Below are 24,495 nucleotides of genomic sequence, written 5' to 3' on the forward strand. Positions count from 1 at the left end.
CTGCGGCGAATACCCCCCATAATCACCGCATGAATCGCGGTGATTACACTTACCTCTGGCAGGCTCCCGACTGGCCCCGATGGCGCTACGACCTCAACGTCCTGGCCGCACCACTGGCCGAGGTGAGTCATGCGCAAGGCCTGCTGCTGGGCCGGCTGGCCGATGTGGGACTGGGGCTGCGTGATGAAGCCAACCTGCTGGCCCTGACCGAGGACGTCCTCAACACCAGCGCCATCGAAGGTGAACAGCTCAATCTGGCCTCGGTACGCTCTTCCGTGGCACGTCGCCTGGGTGTCGACATCGGTGCCTTGGCCCCGGTGGATCGCCACGTGGAAGGGGTGGTCGACATGATCTTCGACGCCACCACGCATCACCGCAAACCACTGACGGCCAAGCGTCTCTTCGGCTGGCATGCGGCCTTGTTCCCGACCGGCTATTCAGGGATGAGCGAAATCATCGTCGGCGACTGGCGCGATGATGCCCAAGGCCCCATGCAAGTAGTCTCCGGTCCACTGCATCGACAGAAAGTCCATTATGAAGCGCCCCCGGCCCGACGCCTGGCGCGCGAGGTGACGCGCCTGCTCAACTGGATCAATACCGCGAATCCGGTAGAGCCCGCCCTGCTGCGCGCGGGCCTGGGGCATCTTTGGTTTGTCACCCTGCATCCTTTCGATGACGGCAACGGACGTATCGCCCGGGCCATCGGCGACCTGCTGCTGGCCCGCGCTGACGGCAGCCCGCAGCGCTTCTACAGCCTGTCGGCGCAAATCCAGCGCGAACGCAAAGCCTATTACGAGATCCTGGAACGCACGCAAAAGGGCGACATGGATGTCACCCCCTGGCTGCTGTGGTTCCTGCAGATGCTGTCAGCTGCGGTGAGCCAGGCGCATCGCACGCTGGATGCGGTACTGGTGAAGGCCCGCTTCTGGCAGAGAATCGCGGGCACCCCGCTCAATGGCCGTCAGGTCAAAGTGCTCAACCGTCTGCTCGATGGTTTCGAAGGCAAGCTGACCAGCAGCAAATGGGCGGCGCTGGCGAAGTGCTCTTCCGACACCGCCCTGCGCGATCTCAATGAACTGGTCGCGCTGGACCTGCTGCACCGTTCGGCCGCAGGGGGCCGCAGCACGAGTTACGAACTCACGTTGCGCTGAATCAGCTCCACCGGCTCGCGCGCCACCCCCAGATAACTCTCCACAATCCTCTTGTCCGCCGCCAGCACCCCCGCCGGCCCTTCACAAACGATCTCCCCCATCTCCAGCACATACCCGTAATCGGCCACCTGCAAGGCCGCCCGCGCATTCTGCTCCACCAGCAAGGTGGCCACGCCGGTGCTGCGCAACTGGCTGATGATGGAAAGAATTTCCTTGGTGATCAACGGTGCCAGCCCCAAACTGGGTTCATCCAGCATCAGCACCTGCGGCTTGGCCATCAGGGCGCGGCCCACCGCCAGCATCTGGCGTTCGCCACCGGACAGCGTCCCGGCCGCCTGCTTGCGCCGTTCCTTCAACCGAGGGAACAAGGCATAGACAAACTCCTGCTGATCCAGATAGCCGGACTCGCCATTGCGCCGCCGCTTGTACGCACCCAGCAGCAGATTATCCTCCACGCTCATGGACGTAAACAATTCACGCTTTTCCGGCACCAGCGACAGCCCGCGCGCCACGCGCTCCTCCACCTCCATCTGGCTCACATCCTCGCCCTGGAAAGCGATCCGTCCACTGGCCGCCGCACCCGCCGGCATCGCGCCCATCATGGCATTGAGCAAGGTCGACTTGCCCGCCCCATTGGGCCCGATCACGGTCACGATCTGCCCGGCCCGCAGCGACAGCCCGGCCTCGGTCAAGGCCGGCACCTTGCCATAGCGCGCCGAGAGCCCGCTGACTTCCAGCAACAGCGGCGCGCTCGCCGCACGCACTTCAGATTCCACACTGGCAGCGTTCATCATGGTCGCGGCGGTCATCATTGGGCTCCTCCCAGATAGGCTTCCAGCACCGCCGGGTGGACCTGGATCTGGGCCGGCGTGCCCTCGGCAATCTTGGTGCCGAATTCCATGACCACGATGTGGTCCGTCAATTGCATCACGAAGTCCATGTCGTGCTCCACCAGCAGCACCGCCATGCCCTCGCCGCGCAGCTTGTCCAGCAATGCCGCCAGCGCCTGCTTCTCTTTCAGGCGCAGACCGGCCGCCGGTTCATCCAGCAACAACAGCGCCGGATCACAGCACAGCGCGCGTGCAATCTCCAGGATGCGCTGCTGGCCCAGCGCCAGGCTGCCTGCCGGCCGGTCGAGCAGGTCCCCCAAGCCGACACGCTCCAGCTGCCGCCGCGCTTCACTGAGGATGCGCGCTTCCTCCTTGCGATTGGCGCGCGCCAGACTGGCCAGGATGCCGCGCTGGGGCGCGAACTCGCCGCGCCGGAATGCCCCCATGGCCGCGTTCTCCAGCACGCTCATGCCCGGTACCAGCCGCACATGTTGGAAAGTGCGCGCAATGCCACGGCTGGAAATCTCGCGCGAGGACAAGCCCGCCAGCGACTGCCCGCGATAATTGAGCTTGCCGCTGGTAATGGAGAGCACACCGGTCACCAAGTTGAAGGTCGTCGACTTGCCCGCGCCATTGGGCCCGATCAGTCCCACGATCTCCCCGGCCTTCACCGAAAAGCTCACATCATTGACCGCCACCAGTCCACCGAACTGCTTCCGCGCCGCTTCCACTTCCAGGATCATTTCGCCCCGCGCCGGCTTGGGAATCTGCGTCAATGGCGCAGCATCCTCTGGCAACTGGCGCGGCAGGCGACGTCCGAAGCGTGCCTGCAGACGCGGCCACAAGCCCTCGTTGGCGAACTGCAAAAAGATCACCAGCGCGATGCCGAAGACGATGGCCTCGAAATTGCCGCCGGTGCCGAGCACCCCCGGCAACCACTCCTGCAGGAAGTTGCTCAGCACCGCCAGCAGGCCCGCACCGAGGATCGCTCCCCACACATGGCCGGCACCACCGACGACCACCATCAGCAGGTAGTCGATGCCGTATTTCAAACCGAAGGGCGTGGGATTGACCGCCTGTTGCAGGTGCGCGTAGAGCCATCCGGAAATGCCGGCCAGCACTGCCGCGTAGACGAAGATGACGATCTTCAGCCGCGCCGTATCGACGCCCATGGCTTCCGGCATGACGGTGCCGAACTTGAGCGCACGCACCGCGCGCCCCGCACGCGAATCGAGGAAATTGACCACCGATACCAGCGCCAGGATCACCACGGCCCAGATCAGCAGATACATCGAGGCCCCGTTGCCGAAGGTGAACTGGCCGATGGCAATCGGCGGGATGCCGTTGATGCCGTCATGCTTGCCCAGCATCTCCAGGTTGCCGAACAGGTAGTACAGCGACAGGCCCCAGGCAATCGTGGACAGCGGCAGGTAATGGCCGGAGATGCGCATGGTGAGCGTGCCGATGAAGAAAGCCGACAAGCCCGTCAGCCCGATCCCCGCCAGCAAACCGACCCAGGGCGAGAGTCCGAACTGCGTCGTGAGATACGCAGTCGTGTAAGCACCGATGCCGACAAATGCCGCCTGCCCGAACGAGATCAATCCCGCCACGCCGGTCAGCAGCACCAGCCCCAGCGCGACGATGGCATACAGGCCCACATAGGACAGCAGCGTGACCCAGAACGGCGGCAGGCCCAGTTGCGGCAGCACCAGCACGATGGCGAAGAACAGCACCGGCAAGGCGGCGCGATGCGATGTGAATGCAGTCATGGCGGCGTCCTCAGGCTTCTTCGTCGATGTGGTGGCTGGTCAGCGAGCGCCACAGCAGGATAGGAATGATGACCGTGAAGACGATCAGCTCCTTGAAGGCGCTGGCCCAGAAGGAAGAGAAACTCTCGATCAGCCCGACCGACACCGAGCCCAATGCCGCAATCGGATAGCTGGCCAGCCCGCCGAAGATGGCTCCCACAAAGCCTTTCAGGGCGATGATGAAGCCGGACTCATAGTTGACGATGGTAAAGGGCGCAATCAGGATCCCGCACAGCGCACCGATCCCAGCCGACATCGCGAAGGACAGCTTGCCCGCCTGATTGATGCCCACCCCCACCAGCCGCGCACCGAGACGATTGACGGCAGTCGCGCGCAGGGCTTTGCCGGTCAGCGTGCGTTCGAAGAAGACGTAGATCACGGCGATCAGGGCCGCCACCGTCACCAGCACGATCACGCTCTGGCCCGAGACCGGGCTCTCGCCCAGGTTGAATTGCATCTCGGTGAAAGGCTTGGTGTTGGTCCCCTCGGGGCCGAACATCAGCAATCCCAAACCGACCATGGCCAGATGCACACCGAGTGAGACGATCAGCAACACCAGCACGCTCGAATGCGCCAGCGGCTGATAAGCCACGCGATAGATCATCGGTCCCATCGGCACCACGATCAGCAGCGTCAGCAGGATCTGCCAGGGCATGGCCAGCGCTTGCAGGTCCACGTAGCGCGTCAGTGCGTAGAGCACCAGCGGCAGGCCGAGGTGCATGGCCAGCAGCGACGGCAGGCGGCGCAGAAAACGCGCGCGCGTTGCGGCCAGGCGCAGCGCGGTGCCGCCTTCAACGGCCAGCGTCACGCCGCCCAGCGCCACCAGCAGCAAGGCGGTGCCGGGGGCCTGTCCGTTCTGGATGGCCGCCAGGGTCAATGCGCCGAAGGCGACGAACTCGCCCTGCGGCAGGAAAATCACCCGTGTCACTGAAAACACCAGGACCAGCGCCAGCGACAGCAGCGCATAGATCGCGCCGGTCGTGATGCCGTCCTGGATCAGCACGGTCAGAATGCTGGTATCCACTTGTCTCCTCCTGTTGATGCCGGCCGCCGCAGATCGGGCTGCGACTGGCCGGGATAGGCCCGGTTCTTGTCAGAGATGAACCTTTGGGGCTGCTTTCTTGTGTGTGGCGCGGATTACCGGATGGGGCATGAAGCTTTCTGCAAAAAAACGGATGGCTCAAGCCTGCGGCTTCTTCGCCACCAGGGTCAGGATGTCGTAGGACGCCACCAGCTCGCCGTCCTGGTTGCTCACCTCCACATCCCAGGCCACCACGCCCTGCCCCTGGCCGTTGGCATCCTTCTTGTTGCGGTCGATCTTGCGCTTGCAGGTCAGCCGCGCCGAGATGGTGTCGCCGATGCCGACCGGCTTGACGAAGCGCAGCGTATCGAGCCCGTAGTTGGCCAGCACCGGACCCGGCGCCGGCGAGACGAACAGCCCGGCGGCCGCCGACAGCACGAAGTAGCCATGCGCGATGCGTTTGCCGAACGGCGACTGGCGTGCCGAGATGTCGTCGAAGTGCATGTAGAAATGGTCGCCCGAGAGGCAGCCGAAATTGACGATGTCGGCTTCGGTGACGGTACGGCGGTGCGTAGCCAGCGAGTCGCCGATCTGCAGGTCCTCGAAGTAGTGCCGGAAGGGATGGATATCCGATTCGCGCACCTTCGCACCCCGCACGTGTTCGCCCACGACTGCGGCCAGCATGGTCGGCGAGCCCTGCACCGCCGTGCGTTGCAGGTAATGCTTCACGGCGCGCGAACCGCCCAGTTCCTCACCGCCACCGGCGCGGCCAGGACCACCGTGCTTGAGCTGCGGCAGGGGCGAACCGTGGCCGGTGGATTCCGGTGCCGCTTCGCGATCGAGCACCAGCAGGCGGCCATGCCATGCAGCCGCTACAGGAATGGCACGCGCGGCCACCGACGGGCTGCGCGTGACCAGGCTGGCCACCAGGCTGCCGCGTCCGCGTGCGGCCAGCGCCAGGGCTTCATCGAGATCGTCATAAGGCATCAGCGTGCTGACCGGACCGAAGGCCTCCACTTCATGCACCGGGCTGCCTGCGGAGGTATCACGCGCCAGCAGCAGGGTCGGCGCGAAGAACGCTCCCTCGCCCACGCCGTCGCCTTGCGGCTGGAAGCTGCTGCCGGCCCCCAGGATCAGCTCGGCACTTTGTTTCAGCAAGGCCACGCGCTCTTCCACATCGCGCTGTTGTGCGCGTGAGGCCAGCGGCCCCATGCGCACCGACTCCAGTGCAGGGTCACCGATCACGGTCTTCGACAGGCGCGCGGCGAGTTTTTCCGAAATTGCATCTAAGTGCTGGCGCGGCACGATGGCACGGCGGATGGCGGTACATTTTTGACCGGCCTTGGCGGTCATCTCGCGCGCCACTTCCTTGACGAAGAGATCGAATTCCTCATCGTCGGCATTGACGTCAGGGCCAAGAATCGCGCAGTTCAGCGAATCGGCTTCGGCATTGAAGGGAATGGAATTCGCAATCAGGTTGGGATGCGCACGCAACTTGGCCGCTGTATCGGCCGAGCCGGTAAAGGTCACCACGTCCTGCGCCTGCAGGCGGTCGAGCAGGTCGCCGGTGCTGCCGATGACCAGTTGCAGGCTGCCTTCGGGCAGCAGGCCCGATTGCTGGATCAGGCGCACTGCCGCCTCAGCCAGATAGCTGGTGGCGGTGGCCGGCTTGACGATGCAGGGCATGCCGGCCAGGAAGGTCGGGGCGAATTTTTCCAGCATGCCCCAGACCGGGAAGTTGAAGGCATTGATGTGCACCGCCACGCCGCCGCGCGGCACCAGGATGTGCGTCCCCGCGAAACGGCCCTGCTTGCCCAGCGACATGGCCGGGCCTTCGTGGACCAGGTTGGACGAGGGGAATTCATTGGTACCGATGCTGGCATAGGTGAACAGCGTGCCGCTGCCGCCTTCGATGTCGATCCAGCTGTCGGTGCGGGTCGCGCCCGTGTGGGCGGAGACGGCGTAGAGCGTTTCCTTGTGCTCGACCAAGTACTTGGCCAGCGCCTTGAGGATCGCTGCACGTTGCTGGAAGTCCAGCTGCATCAGCGCCGGCAGGCCCTTCCTGCGGGCGTGCTCCAGCGCTTCGCCGAAGTCGATGGATTCCTGGTGGGTGCTGGCGACGGTGTGGCCATTGACTGCGCTGTGCAGTGCCTGGGCCGGGCTTTCACCGAACCAGCGGCCGGCGATGAAACTCTGGAGCAGAGGGGGACGGGTAGTCATCGGGGACTCCTGATTTGCATAGTGGATGAGCTTTACAAAATGAGGCAGCAGCAGCGATTACATCCGTCACCACCGGCCGTTCGACCTGAGTAGCGGCGCCGCCGCGTATCGAAGGCGTGGCTACGGTACAAACTCCGCAGCGCCTTCGATACGGCCCGTCGGGCCTACTCAGGTCGAACGGTCAGCGGTGCGCGAGCGTATTCGTTGTTGCTCTCAGGGCTGGTACTGCCAGGCGCCATCAACGATCTTGACCATCACCGAAGCCCGCTGGTCCAGGCCCAGGTGATCGGTAGCCGACATGTTGTAGACGCCGTGCACGCCGGTGACTTCCTTGGTGGCTTCCAGCGCATCGCGCAGGGCGGCGCGGAATTCCGGCGTGCCCGGCTTGCCGCGTTTCAACGCCACCGGAATGGCCGACTGCAGCAGCACGCCCGCATCCCAGGCATAGCCGCCGAAGAGCGAGACGCTGTCCTTGCCATGCGCGGCTTCATACTTGGCGGTGTAGTCCAGCGCCACCTTGCGAATGGGGTTGGCCGCAGGAAGCTGCGCCGCTACCAGCACGGGGCCGGCCGGCAGCAGGGTGCCGTCGAGCATCTTGCCGCCCACGCGCAGGAAGTCGGCATTGGCCACGCCGTGGGTCTGGTAGATCTGGCCCTTGAAGCCGCGCTCCTTCAAGGCACGCTGCGGCACCACGGCCGGGGTGCCGGAGGCGGCGATGAGGATGGCATCCGGCTTGGCCGCCACCAGCTTCAGGGCTTGCGCGGTGGCCGAGGTATCGTTGGGGGCGAAGCGTTCATTGGCGACCAGTTCCAGTTTCTTGAGGCCGGCGGCTTTCTTGAATTCTTCGTACCAGCCTTCGCCATAGGCGTTGGAATAACCGATGAAGGCGATGCGCCGATAGCCGCGCGCCACCATGTCCTTGGCAATGGCCAGCGACATCATGATGTCGTTCTGCGGGGTCTTGAAGACCCACTTCTTCTTGGCGTCCATGGGCTCGACGATCCGCGCGGCCGCGGCCAGCGAGATCATCGGCGTCTGCGCTTCGGCGGCCACTTCGATCATCGAGATCGAGTTGGGGCTCACCGACGAACCGACGATCACATCCACATTGTTTTCGGAGACGAAGCGGCGCGCGTTCTTGACCGCCTGCGTGGTGTCGGAGGCGTCATCGAGGACGATGTAGTTGATCTTCTGGCCGCCGATGGTGGCGGGCAGCAGCGCGATGGTGTTCTTTTCGGGGATGCCCAGCGAAGCGGCCGGGCCGGTGGTGGATACGGTGACGCCGACGTTGATGTCGGCGTGTGCGACGAGCGCGCAGCCGGCCAAAGCCAGCGCCAGCAAAGGGCGAGCAAACTGCATGGAGGTCTCCTTGATGATTTTGTCATTGTGGTGCTGCATGCCTGCAATGACGCTACCGATCAAGGGCTCACGTCATCGTTTCTTCTTCCCGGTGCCTTCCAGGCTGACGGCACCGATTCCGCCAAACAACAAATCGGACACGACCACGGCCATGCGTTCATGGGTCAGTTCGCCATCGGGCTTCAACCACATGAACATCCAGTTGATCATGCCGAACAACAGCATGGCCAGCGGCTTGGCCATGCGGCTGCGATCCAGTTCCGGCCGCACCGCGCACATGGCCTCGGCCACCGCCTTGACCACCTTGCGCTCGCCGGTGAGGATGCGCTTCTGGTCTCCCGGTTCCAGGAAACGCACGTCCTCGGTCAGGACGCGATGCTCGTTCTGGGCATCGCGGTATTCCTCCACGAAGCGCTGGATCAAGAGGCGCAAGCGCGGCTCGGGGTCCAGCTCCTGCTGCGCGACTTCATCGACCAGCGCACAGAGGCGATCGATGTGGTCTTCGCAAATGTGCATCAACAACTGGTGCTTGTCGGCAAAGTAGTGATAGAGCGACGCCTTGGACAGGCCACACGCCAGCGCCACCTCATTCATCGATGTGCCCACGAAACCATTGCGCGCGAACAAGGCTGCTGCCTGTTCGATGATGGTCTCGCGCTGGTTGTCGTATCCCGCTGCTCGCTTGCGTGGCATAAATGCTTCCTCGTCGATATTTCCGCAAAGTCATGATTGTGCCGTAAATCAAAACTCTTACGAAACATCTATCGGAGACATCCCGCTCTGCCAGCCTCCCTGCCCTGCCTCAACTTCCCTGCGTCCTCAACACGGTCAGAAAAAATCTTCAAAACATTATTGACCAACCGGTCGGTCGAAATTATTATTCCTCAAAAAACAGCGGCAGGCAAATGCTTTTTTCCATGCGTTTCAACCGGGAAAGACAAGCAAAGTTCAGCACGCTGCAACCACAAGCTGCTGGCGCCTGCAGTGAAAGCGCCGGCCAAGGAGACGCTGTGCCCTGTTATTCGATCGAAGGCGTGATCCCGGTGGTCGACCCGGCCGCTTATGTCCATCCCACGGCAGTCCTGATCGGCGACGTCATCGTCGGTCCCGATTGCTACGTCGGCCCGGCCGCCTGCCTGCGCGGCGACTTCGGCCGCATCGTGCTGGAACGCGGTGCCAACGTGCAGGACACCTGCGTGGTGCACGGCTTCCCCGGCCATGCCACGGTGGTGGGCGAGAACGGCCACATCGGCCACGGTGCGGTGCTGCACAGCTGCACCGTCGAACGCGATGCGCTGGTGGGCATGAATGCGGTGGTGATGGATGAGGCAGTGGTGGGCGCACAGTCCATCGTGGCGGCCTGCGCCTTCGTGCGCGCCGGCATGCAGATTCCCGCGCGCACCCTGGTGGCCGGTTTGCCGGCCAAGGTGGTGCGCGACCTGACGGAAGAAGAGATGGCCTGGAAACGGGCCGGTACCGAGACGTATCACGACCTCGCCAAGCGCAGCCTGAAGAGCCTGCGGGAGGTCAGCCCCCTGGCGCAGATCGAAGAGAACCGGCCGAGCCTGGCCGCGCCCTTCGTCGAACCGCTGATCGCAGCCAGACGGGCTTAGCAGACGGCAGCATATTTTTTTCAGTTTCAAGATTCACGCTTACACCTCACGCAGACGCAGGGCCGGTCCCTGCGGCAAGGACCGCGTTCGTCCTGCCTCCGCGTGATCCACCTTCATGGAGAAGCAGCATGTATGCACAACTCGTAGAAACCGGACTGGCCAAGGTGCGCAGCGCCGATGACATGTCCCCCGAAGAACAGGCCTTCCAGGCGCGCATCGATGCGGGCGTCAAGATCGAGCCCAAGGACTGGATGCCCGAGGCCTATCGCAAGACCCTGGTGCGCCAGATCTCGCAGCACGCCCACTCGGAAATCGTGGGCCAGCTGCCCGAGGCCAACTGGGTCACGCGCGCCCCGACTCTGGAGCGCAAGGCCATCCTGCTGGCCAAGATCCAGGACGAAGCCGGGCACGGCCTCTACCTCTACAGCGCGGCAGAAACCCTGGGCGTGTCGCGCGATGCGCTGCTGGGCGACCTGCATTCCGGCAAGGCCAAGTATTCCAGCATCTTCAACTATCCGACCCTGAGCTGGGCCGACATGGGAGCCATCGGCTGGCTGGTGGATGGCTCGGCCATCATCAACCAGATCCCGCTGTGCCGCTGTTCCTATGGTCCCTATTCGCGCGCCATGGTGCGCGTGTGCAAGGAGGAATCCTTCCATGCCCGCCAGGGCTACGACATCATGCTGGCGCTGTGCCGTGGCACGCCCGAGCAGAAGCAGATGGCGCAGGATGCGCTGAACCGCTGGTGGTGGCCGGCGCTGATGATGTTCGGCCCCTCCGATGCGGAATCGGTCAACAGCGCGCAATCGATGCAATGGCGCATCAAGCTCTTCTCCAATGACGAACTGCGCCAGCGCATGGTCGACCAGACCATCCCGCAGATCGAATACCTGGGCCTGACCGTGCCCGACCCCGATCTCAAGTGGAACGAAGAACGTGGCCGCTACGACTTCGGTGAAATCAACTGGGACGAATTCCACAACGTCCTGCGCGGCAACGGCCCCTGCAACCGCGAACGCCTGGCCACCCGCAAGAAAGCCTACGACGACGGCGCCTGGTTCCGCGATGCGCTGGTGGCGCACGCCGACAAGCGTGCCGCGCGCAAGGCGGCGTGATTCGCCCATCGTCTGTTTCTGAATCGCTTCATCTCACAACCTGCCAGTGGCCGCCCGACATCACCGGGCGGCCCGCCAACAAGGAAACGCATCATGAGCAAGGAATGGCCTCTCTGGGAAGTCTTCATCCGCAGCCAGCACGGTCTGGCCCACAAACACGTCGGCAGCCTGCATGCCCCCGATGGCGAGATGGCCATCAACAATGCGCGCGACGTCTACACCCGCCGCAACGAAGGCGTGGGCATCTGGGTGGTGCGCGCCGCCGACATCGTCTCCTCCAGCCCCGGCGACAAGGCCCCGCTGTTCGAACCGGCCAACAGCAAGGTGTATCGCCACCCGACCTTCTTCCCCATGCCGGCCGAACTGAAGAACCTGTAAGAGGCGCGCACCATGACCCACAGAACCGATTACGTGCGACGCCTGGGCGACAACGTCCTGGTGCTCTCGCAGCGCCTCTCCGAATGGTGCGGCAAGGGCCCGGCCCTGGAAGAAGACATGGCCTTGATCAACGTCTCGCTGGACCTGATCGGCCAGGCGCGCCTGTGGCTGGCCTACGCCGCCGAACTGGAAGGTGCAGGACGCAACGAAGACCAGCTGGCCTTCCTGCGCGATGCCCATCAGTTCCACAACCTGCTGCTGGTGGAGCTGCCCAACGGCAGCTATGCCGATACGCTGGCACGCCAGTTCCTCTTCGACGTGTGGCATTACTTCCTGCTCGAGGGACTCTGCGAAAGCAGCGATGCGCGCATCGCCGAGATCGCGCAGAAGTGCTTCAAGGAAGTCACCTATCACGTGCGCCGCAGTACCGACCTGATGATCCGCCTGGGTGATGGCAGCGAAGAGAGCCATCGCCGCATGCAGGACGCCATCGATGCGCTGTGGATGTACACCGGCGAACTGTTCACTGCCGACGCGCTGGACCAGGCCATGCAGGCCGAGGGCATCGCACCGGATCTCGCAGAACTTCAGCAGAAGTGGCAGCAGCACGTCACCGAGGTGATGCGCGAAGCCACGCTGCAGCTGCCTGCGTCCGGACTGTGGATGCAGAGCGGCGGCAAGCAGGGACGGCATACCGAACACCTGGGCTACCTGCTTGCGGAGCTGCAGTTCCTGCAGCGCACCTATCCGGGAGCGAGCTGGTGAACGAGCTGGCCTCCCGCGCGCAGACGCTGCAGGCGAGCATCTGGGAATGGCTGGAGGCCATTCCCGATCCGGAGATTCCGGTCATCTCGGTGGTGGACCTGGGCATCGTGCGCGCCGTCGAGGTCTCCGATGACGATGCCGAGGCAGCACGCTGCACCGTGGTCATCACCCCGACCTATTCCGGTTGCCCGGCCATGGGCGTGATCGCGCAGGACATCAGCGCAGCACTCAGGCAGCACGGGCTGGCCGAGGTGGCCATCCGCACGCAGCTGGCACCGGCCTGGAACACCGACTGGATGAGCGAGAAAGGCCGCCGCAACCTGCAGCAATACGGCATCGCGCCCCCGGCGCAGCAGGTCATCGACATTCGCGGCATCAGTATCCGGCGACAAGCTGCACCGCAGGTGCAATGCCCGCATTGCGGTTCGATGCAGACGGTCTGCGTGAGCCAGTTCGGCTCCACCTCCTGCAAGGCGCTGTACCAGTGCAAGGACTGCCGCGAGCCGTTCGATTACTTCAAGGCGCATTGAGCCGCGCTCAATGTCCCAGAACAAAGGCACAAGATCATGAGCAAATTCTATCCACTGACCATCTCGGGCGTGAAACAGGAAACGCGCGACACCATCGTGGTCTCCTTCGCCGTCCCGCCTGAATTGCAGGACACGTTTTCCTACCAGCAAGGCCAGCACCTGACGCTGCGCTCGCACATCGAGGGCGAGGAATTGCGCCGCTCCTATTCGATCTGCGCGGCCACCCAGGAAAAGCAGTTGCGCGTGGCCATCAAGCGCGTACCGGGCGGGCTGTTCTCGAACTGGGCCAATGAATCCTTTGTCCCGGGACAAAGCATCGAAGTGATGCCGCCCATGGGCCACTTCAACGTCCCGCTGGATGCGGCCAACCGCAAGCACTACCTGGCCTTTGCGGCGGGCAGCGGCATCACGCCGATGATCTCCATCATCAAGACCACCCTGCTGGCCGAGCCGCACAGCCGCTTCACGCTGGTCTATGCCAATCGTGCTTCCTCCTCGGTGATCTTCAAGGAAGACATCACCGACCTCAAGGATGCCTACCTCGAACGACTCAACGTGATCTGGGTGATGAGCCGCGAACAGCAGGACGTGGAATTGTTCAACGGCCGCATCGACCGCAGCAAGTGCGATGCCTTCTTCGCCTCCTGGATCGATCTCAAGGACGTGGATGCCGCCTTCCTGTGCGGCCCGGAAGAAATGGTGCAGGCCGTCTCCGATTCGCTGCAGGCGCATGGCCTGCCCAAGGCGCAGATCAAGACCGAACTGTTCGCCGCCAGCGCGCCCACGCGTGCGCATGCTTCGCGCCCGGTCGTCGGCAAGAAGGAATGCGAAGTCACGGTGATCGTCGACGGTTATCACAACGTCTTCACCATGGACAAGGAAAAGGAATCCGTGCTCGACGCAGGCCTCAAGCACGGCATCGACCTGCGCTACTCCTGCAAGGGCGGCGTGTGCGCCACCTGCCGCTGCAAGGTGGTCGAGGGCAAGGTCGACATGGATGCCAACTACGCGCTCGAAGACTACGAGATCGCGCGCGGCTTCGTCCTGAGCTGTCAGTCCTTCCCGGTCAGCGACAAGCTGCTGCTGGACTTCGACCAGGACAACTGAGCCGGCCACGCCCGCACGATGCGGCCCTCCCTTTGATCAGCCCCTGAACTTTCCTGAGCCCATGAGCGACTCCACCATCCTCTTCGAAAACCATGACGGCATCGCCGTCATCACCCTGAACCGCCCCGACAAGCTCAACAGCTTCACCGTGGCCATGCACCTGGAATTGCGCGAGGCCATCGCCACGCTGCAGGCCGACACCAGCGTGCGGGTGTTGCTGCTCACCGGTGCCGGTCGCGGTTTCTGTGCCGGCCAGGACCTGGGCGACCGCGCCGTCAAACCCGGCGACGGTGCCGTCGACCTGGGCGAATCCATCGACAAGTACTACGGTCCGCTGGTGAAGTCACTGCGTGCGCTACCCTTCCCGGTGATCTGCGCCGTCAATGGCGTCGCCGCCGGTGCAGGTGCCAACCTGCCGCTGGCCTGCGACATCGTGTTGGCCGCGCGTTCGGCCAGCTTCGTGGAAGTGTTCTGCAAGCTGGGACTGATCCCCGATACCGGCGGCACCTATTTCCTGCCGCGCCTGGTGGGCACGGCACGCGCCATGGGCATGGCACTGCTGGGCGAGAAGATCAGCGCCGAGCAGGCCGAACGCTGGGGCCTGATCTGGAAGTGCGTGGACGACGACAAGCTCATGGAAGAAGCCTATGCCATGGCCACCCACTTCGCCCGCGCCCCGACCAAGGGCCTGGCCGCCACCAAGGCCACGCTGTATGCCAGCCCGGCCAATACGCTGCCCGAACAGCTGGACCTGGAACGCGACACCATGCGTGCCCTCGGCCACAGCCGCGATTACCGCGAGGGCGTGAGCGCCTTCCTGGAAAAGCGCGCGCCGCAATTCACGGGACAATGACATGAGCGCAGCAGTGTCTCCGCACGCCCTGCCCGCCACGGCCCGCGTCGCTGTCATCGGCAGCGGCACCATGGGCGCAGGCATTGCGCAGGTGGCGGCAGTCGCCGGCCATCCGGTGCAGCTCTACGACAGTCGCGACGGTGCCGCGGCCAGGGCCATCGCCGACATCCGCGCCAGCCTCGACAAGCTGGCCAACAAGGGCAAGATCACGCACGAACAGGCGCAAGGCGCGAGCGACCGGCTGTCGGTAGCCCACGCGCTGCAGGAAATGCGCGATGCGCGCCTGGTGGTGGAAGCCATCGTCGAACAGCTGGCGGCCAAGCAGGAACTGTTCGGCAAACTGGAATCCATCGTCGATGCGCAGTGCATCCTGGCCAGCAATACCTCCTCGATCTCGATCACCCAGATCGCAGCCACGCTGCGCCATCCCGAACGTCTGGCCGGCATGCATTTCTTCAACCCGGTGCCGATGATGGCGCTGGTGGAAATCATCCGGGGCGTATGCAGCGATGCCACCGTGGTGCAGTGCCTGCATGACACCGCGCTGGCCTGGGGCAAGGTGCCGGTGGTGGCCGCCTCGACACCGGGCTTCATCGTCAACCGGCTGGCGCGTCCCTATTACGCCGAAGCCTTGCGCGTGCTCAATGAGCGCGGTGCACAACCGGCGACCATCGACGCCATCCTGCGCGAGTCCGGCGGTTTCCGCATGGGGGCGTTCGAACTGATGGACCTGATCGGGCATGACGTCAATTTCGCCGTCACGCAATCGGTGTTCCAGGCGTATTTCAATGATCCGCGTTTCACGCCGTCGCTGATCCAGCAAGAGCTGGTGCACGCCGGCTTCCTCGGGCGCAAGAGCGGACGCGGTTTCTATCGCTATGGCGAGGCACCGGAAACGCCACAGCCAGTCACCGTCCCGGCATTCGACACGCCCACGGTACCGCTGCAATTGTTCGGTACGCATCCGCTGGTAGAAGTGATCCGCGCGCGCTATCAGGGCCGCGTGGAGTACTGCGAGGCGCGCGCCGACCATCTGCTGATGAAGGCCGGCCCCGGCCGCCTCTACATGACCGGCGGCCGCACCGCGACCCAGCAATCCTACGACTACAACATGCCCGACGTGGTGCTGGTGGACCTGGCACTGGACTATGCCACGGCCCCGCGCCTGGCCCTGACCCGCGCCGACCAGTGCCGCGACCGTGCCTGGGAGGCGGTGGCCGGCGTGCTGCAACACTGCGGCTTTGCCCTCTCGCCGCTGCAGGACGTGCCGGGCATGGTGGTCATGCGCACCGTCTGCATGCTCATCAACGAAGCGGCGGACGCCGTCAGCCAGGGCGTGTGCAGCAAGCAGGACGCCGACCTGGCCATGCAGAAGGGCGTCAACTATCCGCGCGGCCCGCTGGCCTGGGCCGATGCCATCGGCGTCGACACCGTCGCCAATGTACTGCGCCAGCTCAGTGCCACCTATGGCGAAGACCGCTACCGCGTCTCGCCCCTGCTCCAACGACTGCAAGCATCCGGGAGGAAATTCCATGAGTGAGACCGCATTGTCATTCCCATCTGCCGAGATGGATCCGCAAGCCCTGGCCGAGGCCACGGTACAGGCCATGTTCCCGCGCGACAACGCTTCCCAGGCGCTGGGCATGAGGATCCTGGAAGTCGCGCCCGGCCGCGCGCGCATGAGCATGCTGGTGCGCAGCGACATGCTCAATGGCCACGCCACCTGCCACGGCGGTTTCATCTTCGCGCTGGCCGACAGCAGCTTTGCATTTGCCTGCAACAGCCGTAATCTCAACACCGTGGCATCGGGGTGCAGCATCGAATACGTGGCACCGGCCCTGCGCAATGACGTCCTGACTGCCGAGGCACAGGAACGCACGCTGGCCGGCCGCACCGGGGTCTACGACATCACCGTGAGCAACCAGGACGGCAAGATCATCGCGCTGTTCCGGGGCAAGTCCTATCGCATCAAGGGCGAGGTGATCAGCGGACTGCCAGCGGCGCAGCAAGGCCACGCATAAAAGAACACCAATACCAACAGAGACAGGAGACCACCATGACCACCCGCACTCCACAACCCGGCGATCTGGAACCCATCGAAACCGCCAGCCGCGACGAACTGCAGGCGCTGCAGCTGCAACGCCTGAAATGGTCCTTGCAGCACGCCTATGACAACGTGGCGCACTATCGCAATGCCTTCGACCAGGCCGGGGTCCATCCGGACGACCTCAAGAGCCTGTCGGATCTGTCCAAATTTCCCTTCACCACCAAGCAGGACCTGCGCGACCACTATCCCTTCGGCATGTTTGCCGTGCCGCGCGAACAGGTGGTGCGGGTGCACGCTTCCAGCGGCACCACCGGCAAGCCGACCGTGGTGGGCTATACGCAGAACGACATCGATACCTGGGCTACCGTGGTGGCGCGCTCCATTCGCGCCGCCGGCGGCCGGCGTGGCGACATCGTGCAGATTTCCTATGGCTACGGCCTGTTCACCGGCGGACTGGGCGCGCATTACGGCGCGGAAAAACTGGGCTGCACCGTGATCCCCATGTCGGGCGGCCAGACCGAGAAGCAGGTGCAGCTCATTCGTGATTTCAAACCCAGCATCATCATGGTCACGCCCTCCTACATGCTCAACGTGATCGAGGAGTTCCAGCGCCAGGGACTGGATGCTGCGGCCAGCTCGCTGAAGGTCGGCATCTTCGGTGCCGAACCCTGGACCGATGCCATGCGCCGCGAGATCCAGCAGCGCGCCGACATCGATGCAGTGGACATCTACGGCCTCTCCGAAGTGATGGGGCCGGGCGTGGCCAGCGAATGCATCGAGAGCAAGGATGGCCCGGTGATCTGGGAAGACCATTTCTACCCCGAGATCATCGACCCGGATACCGGCGAAGTGCTGCCCGATGGCTCTGAAGGCGAACTGGTCTTTACCTCGCTGACCAAGGAAGCGCTGCCGATGATCCGCTACCGCACGCGCGACCTCACGCGCCTGTTGCCGCCGACCTCGCGCGCGATGCGCCGCATCGGCAAGATCACCGGACGTTCGGACGACATGCTCATCATCCGTGGCGTGAACGTGTTCCCGACCCAGATCGAGGAACTGATCCTGAAGCTGCCGCAACTGGCCCCGCAGTACCAGCTGCAGATCGAACGCCACGGCCACATGGACAGCATGTGCGTCTTCGCCGAGCTGCGCGAGGATGCCTCCAACGAACACGTGGAGGCGCTGGAGAAGGAACTGCAGCACAGCATCAAGACCTATGTCGGCATTTCGACCAAGGTGACGGTGGTGCCGGCCGGCATGATCGAGCGCACCTCGGTGGGCAAGGCCAAACGCGTGATCGACCATCGCAAGAAGGCTGAAGCCGCCGTCACGTCGGCCGTTCCGGCCTGATGCCCGGCCCTGCAACCCTTGATCCAGGAAGAAAACAACTTATGGAAGCATTGATCTGTGACGCCATCCGCACGCCCTTCGGCCGCTACGGTGGCGCTCTCGGTGCGGTACGCGCCGACGACCTGGCGGCCGCGCCCATTCGCAGCCTGATGGAGCGCAACCCCGGCGTGGACTGGCGCTGCGTCGACGACATCCTTTACGGCTGCGCCAACCAGGCCGGCGAAGACAACCGCAACGTGGCCCGCATGGCCGGTCTGCTGGCCGGCTTGCCCATCGAGGTGCCGGGCACCACCCTCAACCGCCTGTGCGGCTCCAGCCTCGATGCAGTGGGCATGGCTGCACGCGCCATCAAGTCGGGCGAGGTGCAGCTGATGATCGCCGGCGGCGTGGAGAGCATGACGCGCGCGCCCTTCGTGATGGGCAAGGCGGACTCGGCCTTCTCGCGCAGTGCCGCGATCTTCGATACCACCATCGGCTGGCGCTTCGTCAATCCGCTGATGAAGGCGCAGTACGGCATCGACTCCATGCCCGAGACGGCCGAAAACGTCGCCACCGATTTCAACATCAACCGGGCCGACCAGGACGCCTTTGCGCTGCGCAGCCAGCAACGCTGGGCGGCAGCGCAGGAGGCCGGTTTCTTCGCGGGCGAGATCGCACCGCTGGCCATCCCGCAGAAGAAGGGCGATCCGCTCATCATCACCACCGACGAACATCCGCGCCCGGACACCACCCTGGCCACGCTGGCCAAACTGAAGGGCGTGGTGCGTCCCGATGGCACGGTCACGGCCGGCAATGCCTCCGGCGTCAACGACGGCGCCTGCGCGCTGCTGCTGGCCTCGCCCAAGGCGGCCGACCTGTATCGCCTGAAGCCGCGTGCGCGCGTGCTGGGCATGGCCACCGCCGGTGTCGCGCCGCGCATCATGGGCTTCGGCCCGGCCCCGGCGGCACGCAAGGTATTGGCGCAAGTCGGGCTGACGCTGGCGCAGATGGATGTGATCGAACTCAACGAAGCCTTTGCCGCACAGGGACTGGCGGTGACGCGCGATCTGGGCTTGCCCGACGATGCCGCACACGTCAATCCGAATGGCGGTGCGATTGCCATCGGCCACCCGCTGGGGGCTTCCGGCGCGCGACTGGTGACCACCGCCCTCAACCAGCTGGAGCGCACCGGCGGCCGCTATGCGCTGTGCACCATGTGCATCGGCGTGGGCCAGGGCATCGCGCTGGTGATCGAACGGGTGTGAGCCCATGAGACTGGCCCGTGCGCGCATGTTTGCTCGCTTGCAACATGCCGCGCACGGCAGCAGCACTTCACGAAGCTGACATCGGGATCGGGTAAAATGCCCGGCCACGGCAGGCCTTTGCCGAGCTCCGGAGCTCGCCGCCCTGCCCCCGAATCCACCCCGCCGGCCTGCGCGCCGGCCCTTCGCCAGTGCAGCATCATGAGCAAGCAAGCCAACAGCGCCCCCGGCCGCCAGCCGAACCGGGCCAAACCCGCCGCCGAGAGCGCCCCGCAGGCGCATGAGATCCGCCCCGGCCAATCCATCGAACTGCTCAAGGAACTCCACATCCTGACGCGCGACGGCAAGCTGAACCAGGACAGCCGCCGCAAACTGAAACAGGTCTACCACCTCTACCAGTTCATCGAACCGCTGCTGCAGGAAGTGCTGGACGATCATCCCGACGTGAGCCTGGTCGACCATGGCGCGGGCAAATCCTATCTCGGCTTCATCCTCTACGACCTGTTCTTCAAAAGCCTGCAAGGGGCACCGCGCATCTACGGCATCGAAACGCGCGAAGAGCTGGTGCGCAAGTCCGAAGAACTGGCCGCACGCCTGGGCTTTGGCGGCATGTCCTTCCTGAACCTGTCGGTGGCCGATTCCATCACCTCGCCCAGCCTGCCGGAACAGATCGACGTGGTCACCGCCCTGCACGCCTGCGATACCGCCACCGATGACGCCATCCATTTCGCGCTGGCCAAACAGGCCCGCTTCATCGTGCTGGTGCCGTGTTGCCAGGCCGAAGTGGCCTCGGTGCTCAACCGCAACAAGGGCAAGTCGCTCGCCAATTCGCTCACCGAGATCTGGCGTCATCCGCTGCATACGCGCGAATTCGGCAGCCAGGTCACCAATGTACTGCGCTGCCTGCAGCTGGAAGCGCATGGCTACAAGGTCAGCGTGACCGAACTGGTGGGCTGGGAACATTCGATGAAGAACGAGTTGATCATTGCGCAATACCGCGACCTGCCGCGCCGCCGTCCGGCCGAGCGCCTGCAGGAAGTGCTGCGCACGCTGGGGCTGGAAGAGATGGGCGAGCGCTTCTTCGCGCCCCTGGCCGCCTGAGCCAGGGCCAGCAGGCAAGCGGACGGGAACGCTTCTTGCTGCACAGGAATGACAGCGGGACGGGCTTCATTTGCCGCCGTCCCTGCCGATAACGTCGGATTGGATCACGGCAATCGCAATACAGGCAGTCAGGCCGCACGCGCGACATCGCGGCCGCAGGGAGACCGGGCAACCGGATTGGGCAAGGGGCCGGCCGGACGCCGGAAAATGCAGATGAGCACATGAAAGCCACCATCGATATGGAATCGCTGATTGCCGACAACGAGCAACTGAGGAGCGAGCTGCAGGAGCTGCTGCAGCAGGCGCACATCAACCAGTCCATCATCGAGCGCCATCAGGCCTTCGACCTGAAACTGATCGGTGCCAGCGAATTCCGCGAACTGATTGACGTCATTCTGACCGTGATGCCCGGCGTGTTCAGCCTGGAGACGGTGACGCTGTCCCTGATCGATGGCGACTACGCGATCCAGCGCATCCTGCGCGACCTGCAGATCGGCGTGAACGAATTCCCCAAGCTGCTGTTCCTGAAGGCCCCGCTGCACTTCATCGACGAGGATGATCCGCTGGACGATGAAAAACCGCGCCTGGGCCAGTACGTGCCGGCGCTGCACGGCGCGCTGTTCCCGCATTACCAGCCGGTGAGCGTGGCGGTGCTGCCGCTGGTGCGCCAGCACCGGCTGCTGGGCTACTTGTCGCTGGGCAGCGCCTATGCCGAGCGCTTCACCCGCAGCCTGGCCACCGACTTCATCCAGCGCCTGGCGACCGTGGCGGCCATCTGCCTGGAAAACGTCATCAACAACGAACGCCTCAAGCACATCGGCCTCACCGATCCGCTGACCGGCGTGAACAACCGCCGCTACATCGAGCAGCGCATGCAGGAAGAAGTGGCGCGCAGCCAACGTGACCGCTCGGCGCTGTCTTGCCTGTTCATCGACATCGACCATTTCAAGCGCGTCAACGACCAGTTCGGCCACCAGAGCGGAGACGATGTGCTGCGTGAAGTGGCCGCGCGCATCAAGAAGGAACTGCGCCTGTCGGATGCGCTGGGCCGCTTCGGCGGGGAAGAGTTCGTGGTGCTGCTCACCCACGCCACGCGCGACGACGCCGCACGCATCGCCGAACGTATCCGCGCCGGCATCTGCAGCCGTGGCGTGATGATCGAAGGCTCGCGCGATCCGCTGCGCATCAGCGCCTCCATCGGCGCGGCCTCGCTGTCACCGCCCGAGCGCAGCCGTCCCGCCGCCGAGGTCAAGCAGGCCATGCTCAAGGCCGCCGACCAGGCGCTCTACCAGGCCAAGGAAGCCGGGCGCAACCGGGTCATGCTGGCGCCGGCCGAATGAGCAGCTGATCAGGCCGGCTGCACCGCCACACGGCGATCGCGCACGATCCACGGGGCGGCGATGATGAGTACGCCGCCGATCAGATCCTGCGGCCGCGGCTCGGCGGCGCCCAGCATCCAGGCAGAGAAAGTCGCCACCAGGATTTCGGCCAGCATGATGACGGCCGCGATGTTGGCCGGCAGCCGCGCCACGCCATATTGCAGGCTCAGGTTCGACACCAGGAACAGCACCGCCCACAGCGCCACCACGGGCGCAGCCGCCATCGGCAGGGGCAGCGGCCAGGCCACCACCCCGGCCGCCGACAGCACCACGCCCAGCAGGCTGGCAAAGACGCCGCTCCCCACCAGCATCGCCACCGCCCGCGTGCCATCGGAGAAACCGTGCAGGCGGCGCAACAGCACGTTGGTCACCGCAAACAGCAGGCCCGAGGCCACCGCCATCCAGTCCGGCAGGCTCTGCGGCAGCGGCAGGCCCAGGCGCGGCTGGTACAGCACGATGAAGGCGCCGCCCAATCCCAGGGCCACGCGTGCCAGCGAACGCGGGGTGATGGCTTCGTGCAGCACCAGGCGCGCCAGGATCACGGTCCACACCGGCATCAGGTAGAACAGCAGGATCACCCGCACCACGTCGCCATAGGCCACTGCCATGTTGAAGGAGGCATTGGTCAGCCCCGTGGCCAGCCCCACGCCCAGCAGGGCCGGATGGCGCCACAGCAGCGGCAGTTCGCGATGGCGCAGGGTCAGCAGCAAGAGCGCACAGCCGCTGAAGATGGCGGCCGTGGCCCAGACCGGATGCAGGCCCATGCCTTCCAGCGCGCGCGTGCCGGTCCAGGACAGACCCCAGATGAAGGTGTTGAGCAGCAAGGCGGCGACGGCGGATTTGGGAAGGGAGTGCATGTCGTGTTCAGGAGGAGGCGCGTCAGTCAATCCGGCAGGCAAGCCAATGTACGTGCGCAGTGGCAGACGGTGGTTGGCCGGCGCTGATAGCGGGTATTAATCCAGGCTTAATGCTCCACACAAGGAGCATTAACAAAATCAAAATGCCGTTCAGTGCAGCACTGAACGGCATTCAATTGCAGCACGACCGCAGCCGGAACATCAGCTGCGCTTGGCCTCGGCCTGCAGGCGTTCGTACTTGTCCATCAACTGCTCGCGGCTTTCGCGCCAGGCCGGATTGAACGGGATACAGGCCACCGGGCAGACCTGCTGGCACTGCGGCTCCTCGAAATGGCCCACGCATTCAGTACATTTGTCCGGATCGATCTCATAGATCTGCGGCCCCATGTAGATGGCCTCGTTGGGGCATTCCGGTTCGCAGACGTCGCAGTTGATGCAATCGTCGGTAATCATCAGTGCCATTGCCGCACCTCGCTTGCTTGAAACATCATTGCACTACCTTTTGCTGGGCCTGGATCCTGAGCATCGCCGGCATCACTGCTTGGCGATCTTTTCCTTGAGCCACTTCTCCACCGAGGGGAACACGAACTTGGACACATCGCCGCCCAGCTGCGCAATCTCGCGCACGATGGTGCCGGAGATGAACTGGTACTGGTCAGACGGGGTCAGGAACAGCGTTTCCACGTCCGGCAGCAGGTAGCGGTTCATCCCGGCCATCTGGAATTCGTATTCGAAGTCCGAGACCGCGCGCAGGCCGCGCACGATGACGCGCGCATTGTTCTGGCGCACGAAATCCTTCAAGAGGCCCGAGAAGCTCTCCACCTGCACATTGGGATAATGCCCCAGCACTTCGTTGGCAATCGACAGGCGCTCTTCGAGCGAAAAGAAGGGCTTCTTGTTCTTGCTGTCGGCTACGCCCACGACCAGCTTGTCGAACAATCCGGAAGCGCGGCGGACCAGGTCCTCATGACCGCGCGTCAACGGATCGAATGTCCCCGGATATACAGCTGTGACCATGGTGTCTCCTCTCCGGCTATTGAATCAGAAGGCGCATTATGCCTCAATTTGGGTGCCGCTTTTGCGTTGCAATAAATGATAGAAGACCATGCCTGCCTTGTCGGCGCGGACCACTTCCCAGTCCTGCATCCATTCGGGAGCCTGCTCGCCATCGAGCGGGTATTCGGCTTCGGCATAGACCAGCCCGGAGGGCGTGAGCAAAGGCATGCACGCCGGCAACACTTTTTCCAGCCAGCCCTGGTGATAGGGCGGATCGATGAAGACCAGGCCGTAGCCCCCGGGCTCGCGCTGGGCCGCGCTCTGCACGGCGGCCAGGGCATCGCCACGGACGATGGCCAGCTTGTCGGCCTTGAGCTTGTCGCGGTTGGCTTCCAGCTGGCGCACGGCCGGGCTGCTGTTTTCCACCATCACCACACGGCGCGCACCGCGGCTGGCGGCTTCGAAACCAAGGGCGCCGGAGCCGGCGAACAGATCCAGGCAGGCCACCTGTTCCCAGGCGCCATCGATGAGATGGGTGATCCAGTTGAAGACGGTCTCGCGCACGCGGTCGGGCGTGGGGCGCAGGCCTTCGGCGTCCAGCACCGGCAGCGGCGTGCGCTTCCACTGGCCGCCGATGATGCGTACCTGGTGCGGGCCACGGTTGACGGGCCGGGATGGCTTGCCGCCCTTGGAGGGCGTGCCATGGGAGGGGAGACTGCTCTTGCGCATGACTTTCCTTGCTGCTGACGGCGGGGCCGTCGACGGGTTCGGTGG

24 protein-coding genes are annotated in these 24,495 nt (G+C 64.4%); 14 read left to right on the forward strand and 10 right to left on the reverse strand.

Going from position 1 to position 24,495, the window contains the following annotated elements:
- Window positions 1–29 precede the first annotated feature (29 nt).
- Window positions 30–1,151, forward strand: a complete 1,122-nt coding sequence (locus tag E2K99_RS21340; protein ID WP_134223482.1) for a Fic family protein — start codon at window positions 30–32, stop codon at window positions 1,149–1,151.
- On the opposite strand, the gene E2K99_RS21345 is transcribed toward E2K99_RS21340, so the two are convergent.
- The 6 genes from E2K99_RS21345 to E2K99_RS21370 form a co-directional block, all read right to left on the reverse strand.
- Window positions 1,130–1,963 (reverse strand): ABC transporter ATP-binding protein, encoded by an 834-nt coding sequence (locus E2K99_RS21345; protein WP_205703713.1) that lies wholly within the window; start codon window positions 1,961–1,963, stop codon window positions 1,130–1,132. The genes E2K99_RS21340 and E2K99_RS21345 overlap by 22 nt on opposite strands.
- Window positions 1,960–3,750 (reverse strand): branched-chain amino acid ABC transporter ATP-binding protein/permease, encoded by a 1,791-nt coding sequence (locus E2K99_RS21350; protein WP_134223483.1) that lies wholly within the window; start codon window positions 3,748–3,750, stop codon window positions 1,960–1,962. The genes E2K99_RS21345 and E2K99_RS21350 overlap by 4 nt, the downstream gene beginning before the upstream one ends.
- A gap of 10 nt (window positions 3,751–3,760) precedes the next feature.
- Window positions 3,761–4,813, reverse strand: a complete 1,053-nt coding sequence (locus E2K99_RS21355; protein WP_134223484.1) for a branched-chain amino acid ABC transporter permease — start codon at window positions 4,811–4,813, stop codon at window positions 3,761–3,763.
- 156 nt (window positions 4,814–4,969) lie between these two features.
- Window positions 4,970–7,030 (reverse strand): phenylacetic acid degradation bifunctional protein PaaZ, encoded by a 2,061-nt coding sequence (gene paaZ, locus E2K99_RS21360; RefSeq protein WP_134223485.1) that lies wholly within the window; start codon window positions 7,028–7,030, stop codon window positions 4,970–4,972.
- Window positions 7,031–7,243: 213 nt separating this feature from the next.
- On the reverse strand, window positions 7,244–8,389 hold the full coding sequence (locus E2K99_RS21365) for an ABC transporter substrate-binding protein (protein WP_134223486.1): 1,146 nt from the start codon (window positions 8,387–8,389) through the stop codon (window positions 7,244–7,246).
- 72 nt (window positions 8,390–8,461) lie between these two features.
- Window positions 8,462–9,082 (reverse strand): TetR/AcrR family transcriptional regulator, encoded by a 621-nt coding sequence (locus tag E2K99_RS21370; RefSeq protein WP_039786324.1) that lies wholly within the window; start codon window positions 9,080–9,082, stop codon window positions 8,462–8,464.
- A 317-nt stretch (window positions 9,083–9,399) separates the two neighbouring features.
- On the opposite strand from E2K99_RS21370, the gene E2K99_RS21375 reads away from it, so the two are divergent.
- The 13 genes from E2K99_RS21375 (at window position 9,400) to E2K99_RS21435 (ending at window position 21,829) form a co-directional block, all read left to right on the forward strand.
- Window positions 9,400–10,002 (forward strand): phenylacetic acid degradation protein PaaY, encoded by a 603-nt coding sequence (locus E2K99_RS21375; protein ID WP_121040448.1) that lies wholly within the window; start codon window positions 9,400–9,402, stop codon window positions 10,000–10,002.
- A 128-nt stretch (window positions 10,003–10,130) separates the two neighbouring features.
- Complete coding sequence (gene paaA / locus E2K99_RS21380; RefSeq protein ID WP_039786318.1) at window positions 10,131–11,117, forward strand: 1,2-phenylacetyl-CoA epoxidase subunit PaaA; 987 nt, start codon at window positions 10,131–10,133, stop codon at window positions 11,115–11,117.
- A 93-nt stretch (window positions 11,118–11,210) separates the two neighbouring features.
- Complete coding sequence (paaB, locus tag E2K99_RS21385) at window positions 11,211–11,495, forward strand: 1,2-phenylacetyl-CoA epoxidase subunit PaaB (protein WP_008332574.1); 285 nt, start codon at window positions 11,211–11,213, stop codon at window positions 11,493–11,495.
- A 12-nt stretch (window positions 11,496–11,507) separates the two neighbouring features.
- A complete protein-coding gene (paaC, locus tag E2K99_RS21390; RefSeq protein WP_134223487.1) occupies window positions 11,508–12,260 on the forward strand; it encodes a 1,2-phenylacetyl-CoA epoxidase subunit PaaC in 753 nt (250 codons plus the stop codon).
- Window positions 12,257–12,790, forward strand: a complete 534-nt coding sequence (gene paaD / locus E2K99_RS21395; protein WP_134223488.1) for a 1,2-phenylacetyl-CoA epoxidase subunit PaaD — start codon at window positions 12,257–12,259, stop codon at window positions 12,788–12,790. The genes paaC and paaD overlap by 4 nt, the downstream gene beginning before the upstream one ends.
- 36 nt (window positions 12,791–12,826) lie before the next feature.
- On the forward strand, window positions 12,827–13,897 hold the full coding sequence (gene paaE / locus E2K99_RS21400) for a 1,2-phenylacetyl-CoA epoxidase subunit PaaE (protein WP_121040456.1): 1,071 nt from the start codon (window positions 12,827–12,829) through the stop codon (window positions 13,895–13,897).
- A gap of 61 nt (window positions 13,898–13,958) precedes the next feature.
- Window positions 13,959–14,750, forward strand: coding sequence for a 2-(1,2-epoxy-1,2-dihydrophenyl)acetyl-CoA isomerase PaaG (paaG, locus tag E2K99_RS21405; protein ID WP_134223489.1), 792 nt, complete (start codon window positions 13,959–13,961; stop codon window positions 14,748–14,750).
- Between the two features lies 1 nt (window position 14,751).
- Window positions 14,752–16,290, forward strand: coding sequence for a 3-hydroxyacyl-CoA dehydrogenase (locus E2K99_RS21410; protein WP_134223490.1), 1,539 nt, complete (start codon window positions 14,752–14,754; stop codon window positions 16,288–16,290).
- Window positions 16,283–16,771 (forward strand): hydroxyphenylacetyl-CoA thioesterase PaaI, encoded by a 489-nt coding sequence (gene paaI / locus E2K99_RS21415; RefSeq protein ID WP_121040462.1) that lies wholly within the window; start codon window positions 16,283–16,285, stop codon window positions 16,769–16,771. The genes E2K99_RS21410 and paaI overlap by 8 nt, the downstream gene beginning before the upstream one ends.
- Window positions 16,772–16,806: 35 nt before the next feature.
- Window positions 16,807–18,147, forward strand: coding sequence for a phenylacetate--CoA ligase PaaK (paaK, locus tag E2K99_RS21420; RefSeq protein WP_134223491.1), 1,341 nt, complete (start codon window positions 16,807–16,809; stop codon window positions 18,145–18,147).
- A 41-nt stretch (window positions 18,148–18,188) separates the two neighbouring features.
- Complete coding sequence (gene pcaF, locus E2K99_RS21425) at window positions 18,189–19,391, forward strand: 3-oxoadipyl-CoA thiolase (protein WP_134223492.1); 1,203 nt, start codon at window positions 18,189–18,191, stop codon at window positions 19,389–19,391.
- Window positions 19,392–19,589: 198 nt separating this feature from the next.
- On the forward strand, window positions 19,590–20,489 hold the full coding sequence (locus E2K99_RS21430) for a class I SAM-dependent methyltransferase (protein WP_034330751.1): 900 nt from the start codon (window positions 19,590–19,592) through the stop codon (window positions 20,487–20,489).
- 221 nt (window positions 20,490–20,710) lie between these two features.
- On the forward strand, window positions 20,711–21,829 hold the full coding sequence (locus tag E2K99_RS21435; protein ID WP_134223493.1) for a sensor domain-containing diguanylate cyclase: 1,119 nt from the start codon (window positions 20,711–20,713) through the stop codon (window positions 21,827–21,829).
- A gap of 8 nt (window positions 21,830–21,837) precedes the next feature.
- Here the strand turns inward: E2K99_RS21435 and E2K99_RS21440 are convergent, their stop codons facing one another.
- The 4 genes from E2K99_RS21440 to rsmD all read right to left on the reverse strand — a co-directional run bounded on the left by E2K99_RS21440 (window position 21,838) and on the right by rsmD (window position 24,450).
- A complete protein-coding gene (locus tag E2K99_RS21440; protein WP_134223494.1) occupies window positions 21,838–22,725 on the reverse strand; it encodes a DMT family transporter in 888 nt (295 codons plus the stop codon).
- 201 nt (window positions 22,726–22,926) lie between these two features.
- Window positions 22,927–23,187 carry a YfhL family 4Fe-4S dicluster ferredoxin gene (locus E2K99_RS21445; RefSeq protein WP_034330680.1) on the reverse strand — a complete coding sequence of 87 codons (261 nt, stop codon included), beginning with the start codon at window positions 23,185–23,187 and terminating at the stop codon, window positions 22,927–22,929.
- 72 nt (window positions 23,188–23,259) lie between these two features.
- On the reverse strand, window positions 23,260–23,742 hold the full coding sequence (coaD, locus tag E2K99_RS21450) for a pantetheine-phosphate adenylyltransferase (protein ID WP_006461533.1): 483 nt from the start codon (window positions 23,740–23,742) through the stop codon (window positions 23,260–23,262).
- Between the two features lie 36 nt (window positions 23,743–23,778).
- Complete coding sequence (rsmD, locus tag E2K99_RS21455; RefSeq protein WP_134223495.1) at window positions 23,779–24,450, reverse strand: 16S rRNA (guanine(966)-N(2))-methyltransferase RsmD; 672 nt, start codon at window positions 24,448–24,450, stop codon at window positions 23,779–23,781.
- Window positions 24,451–24,495: the final 45 nt, after the last annotated feature.

Source organism: Herbaspirillum huttiense (assembly GCF_004367745.1).
Taxonomy (GTDB): domain Bacteria; phylum Pseudomonadota; class Gammaproteobacteria; order Burkholderiales; family Burkholderiaceae_D; genus Herbaspirillum; species Herbaspirillum huttiense.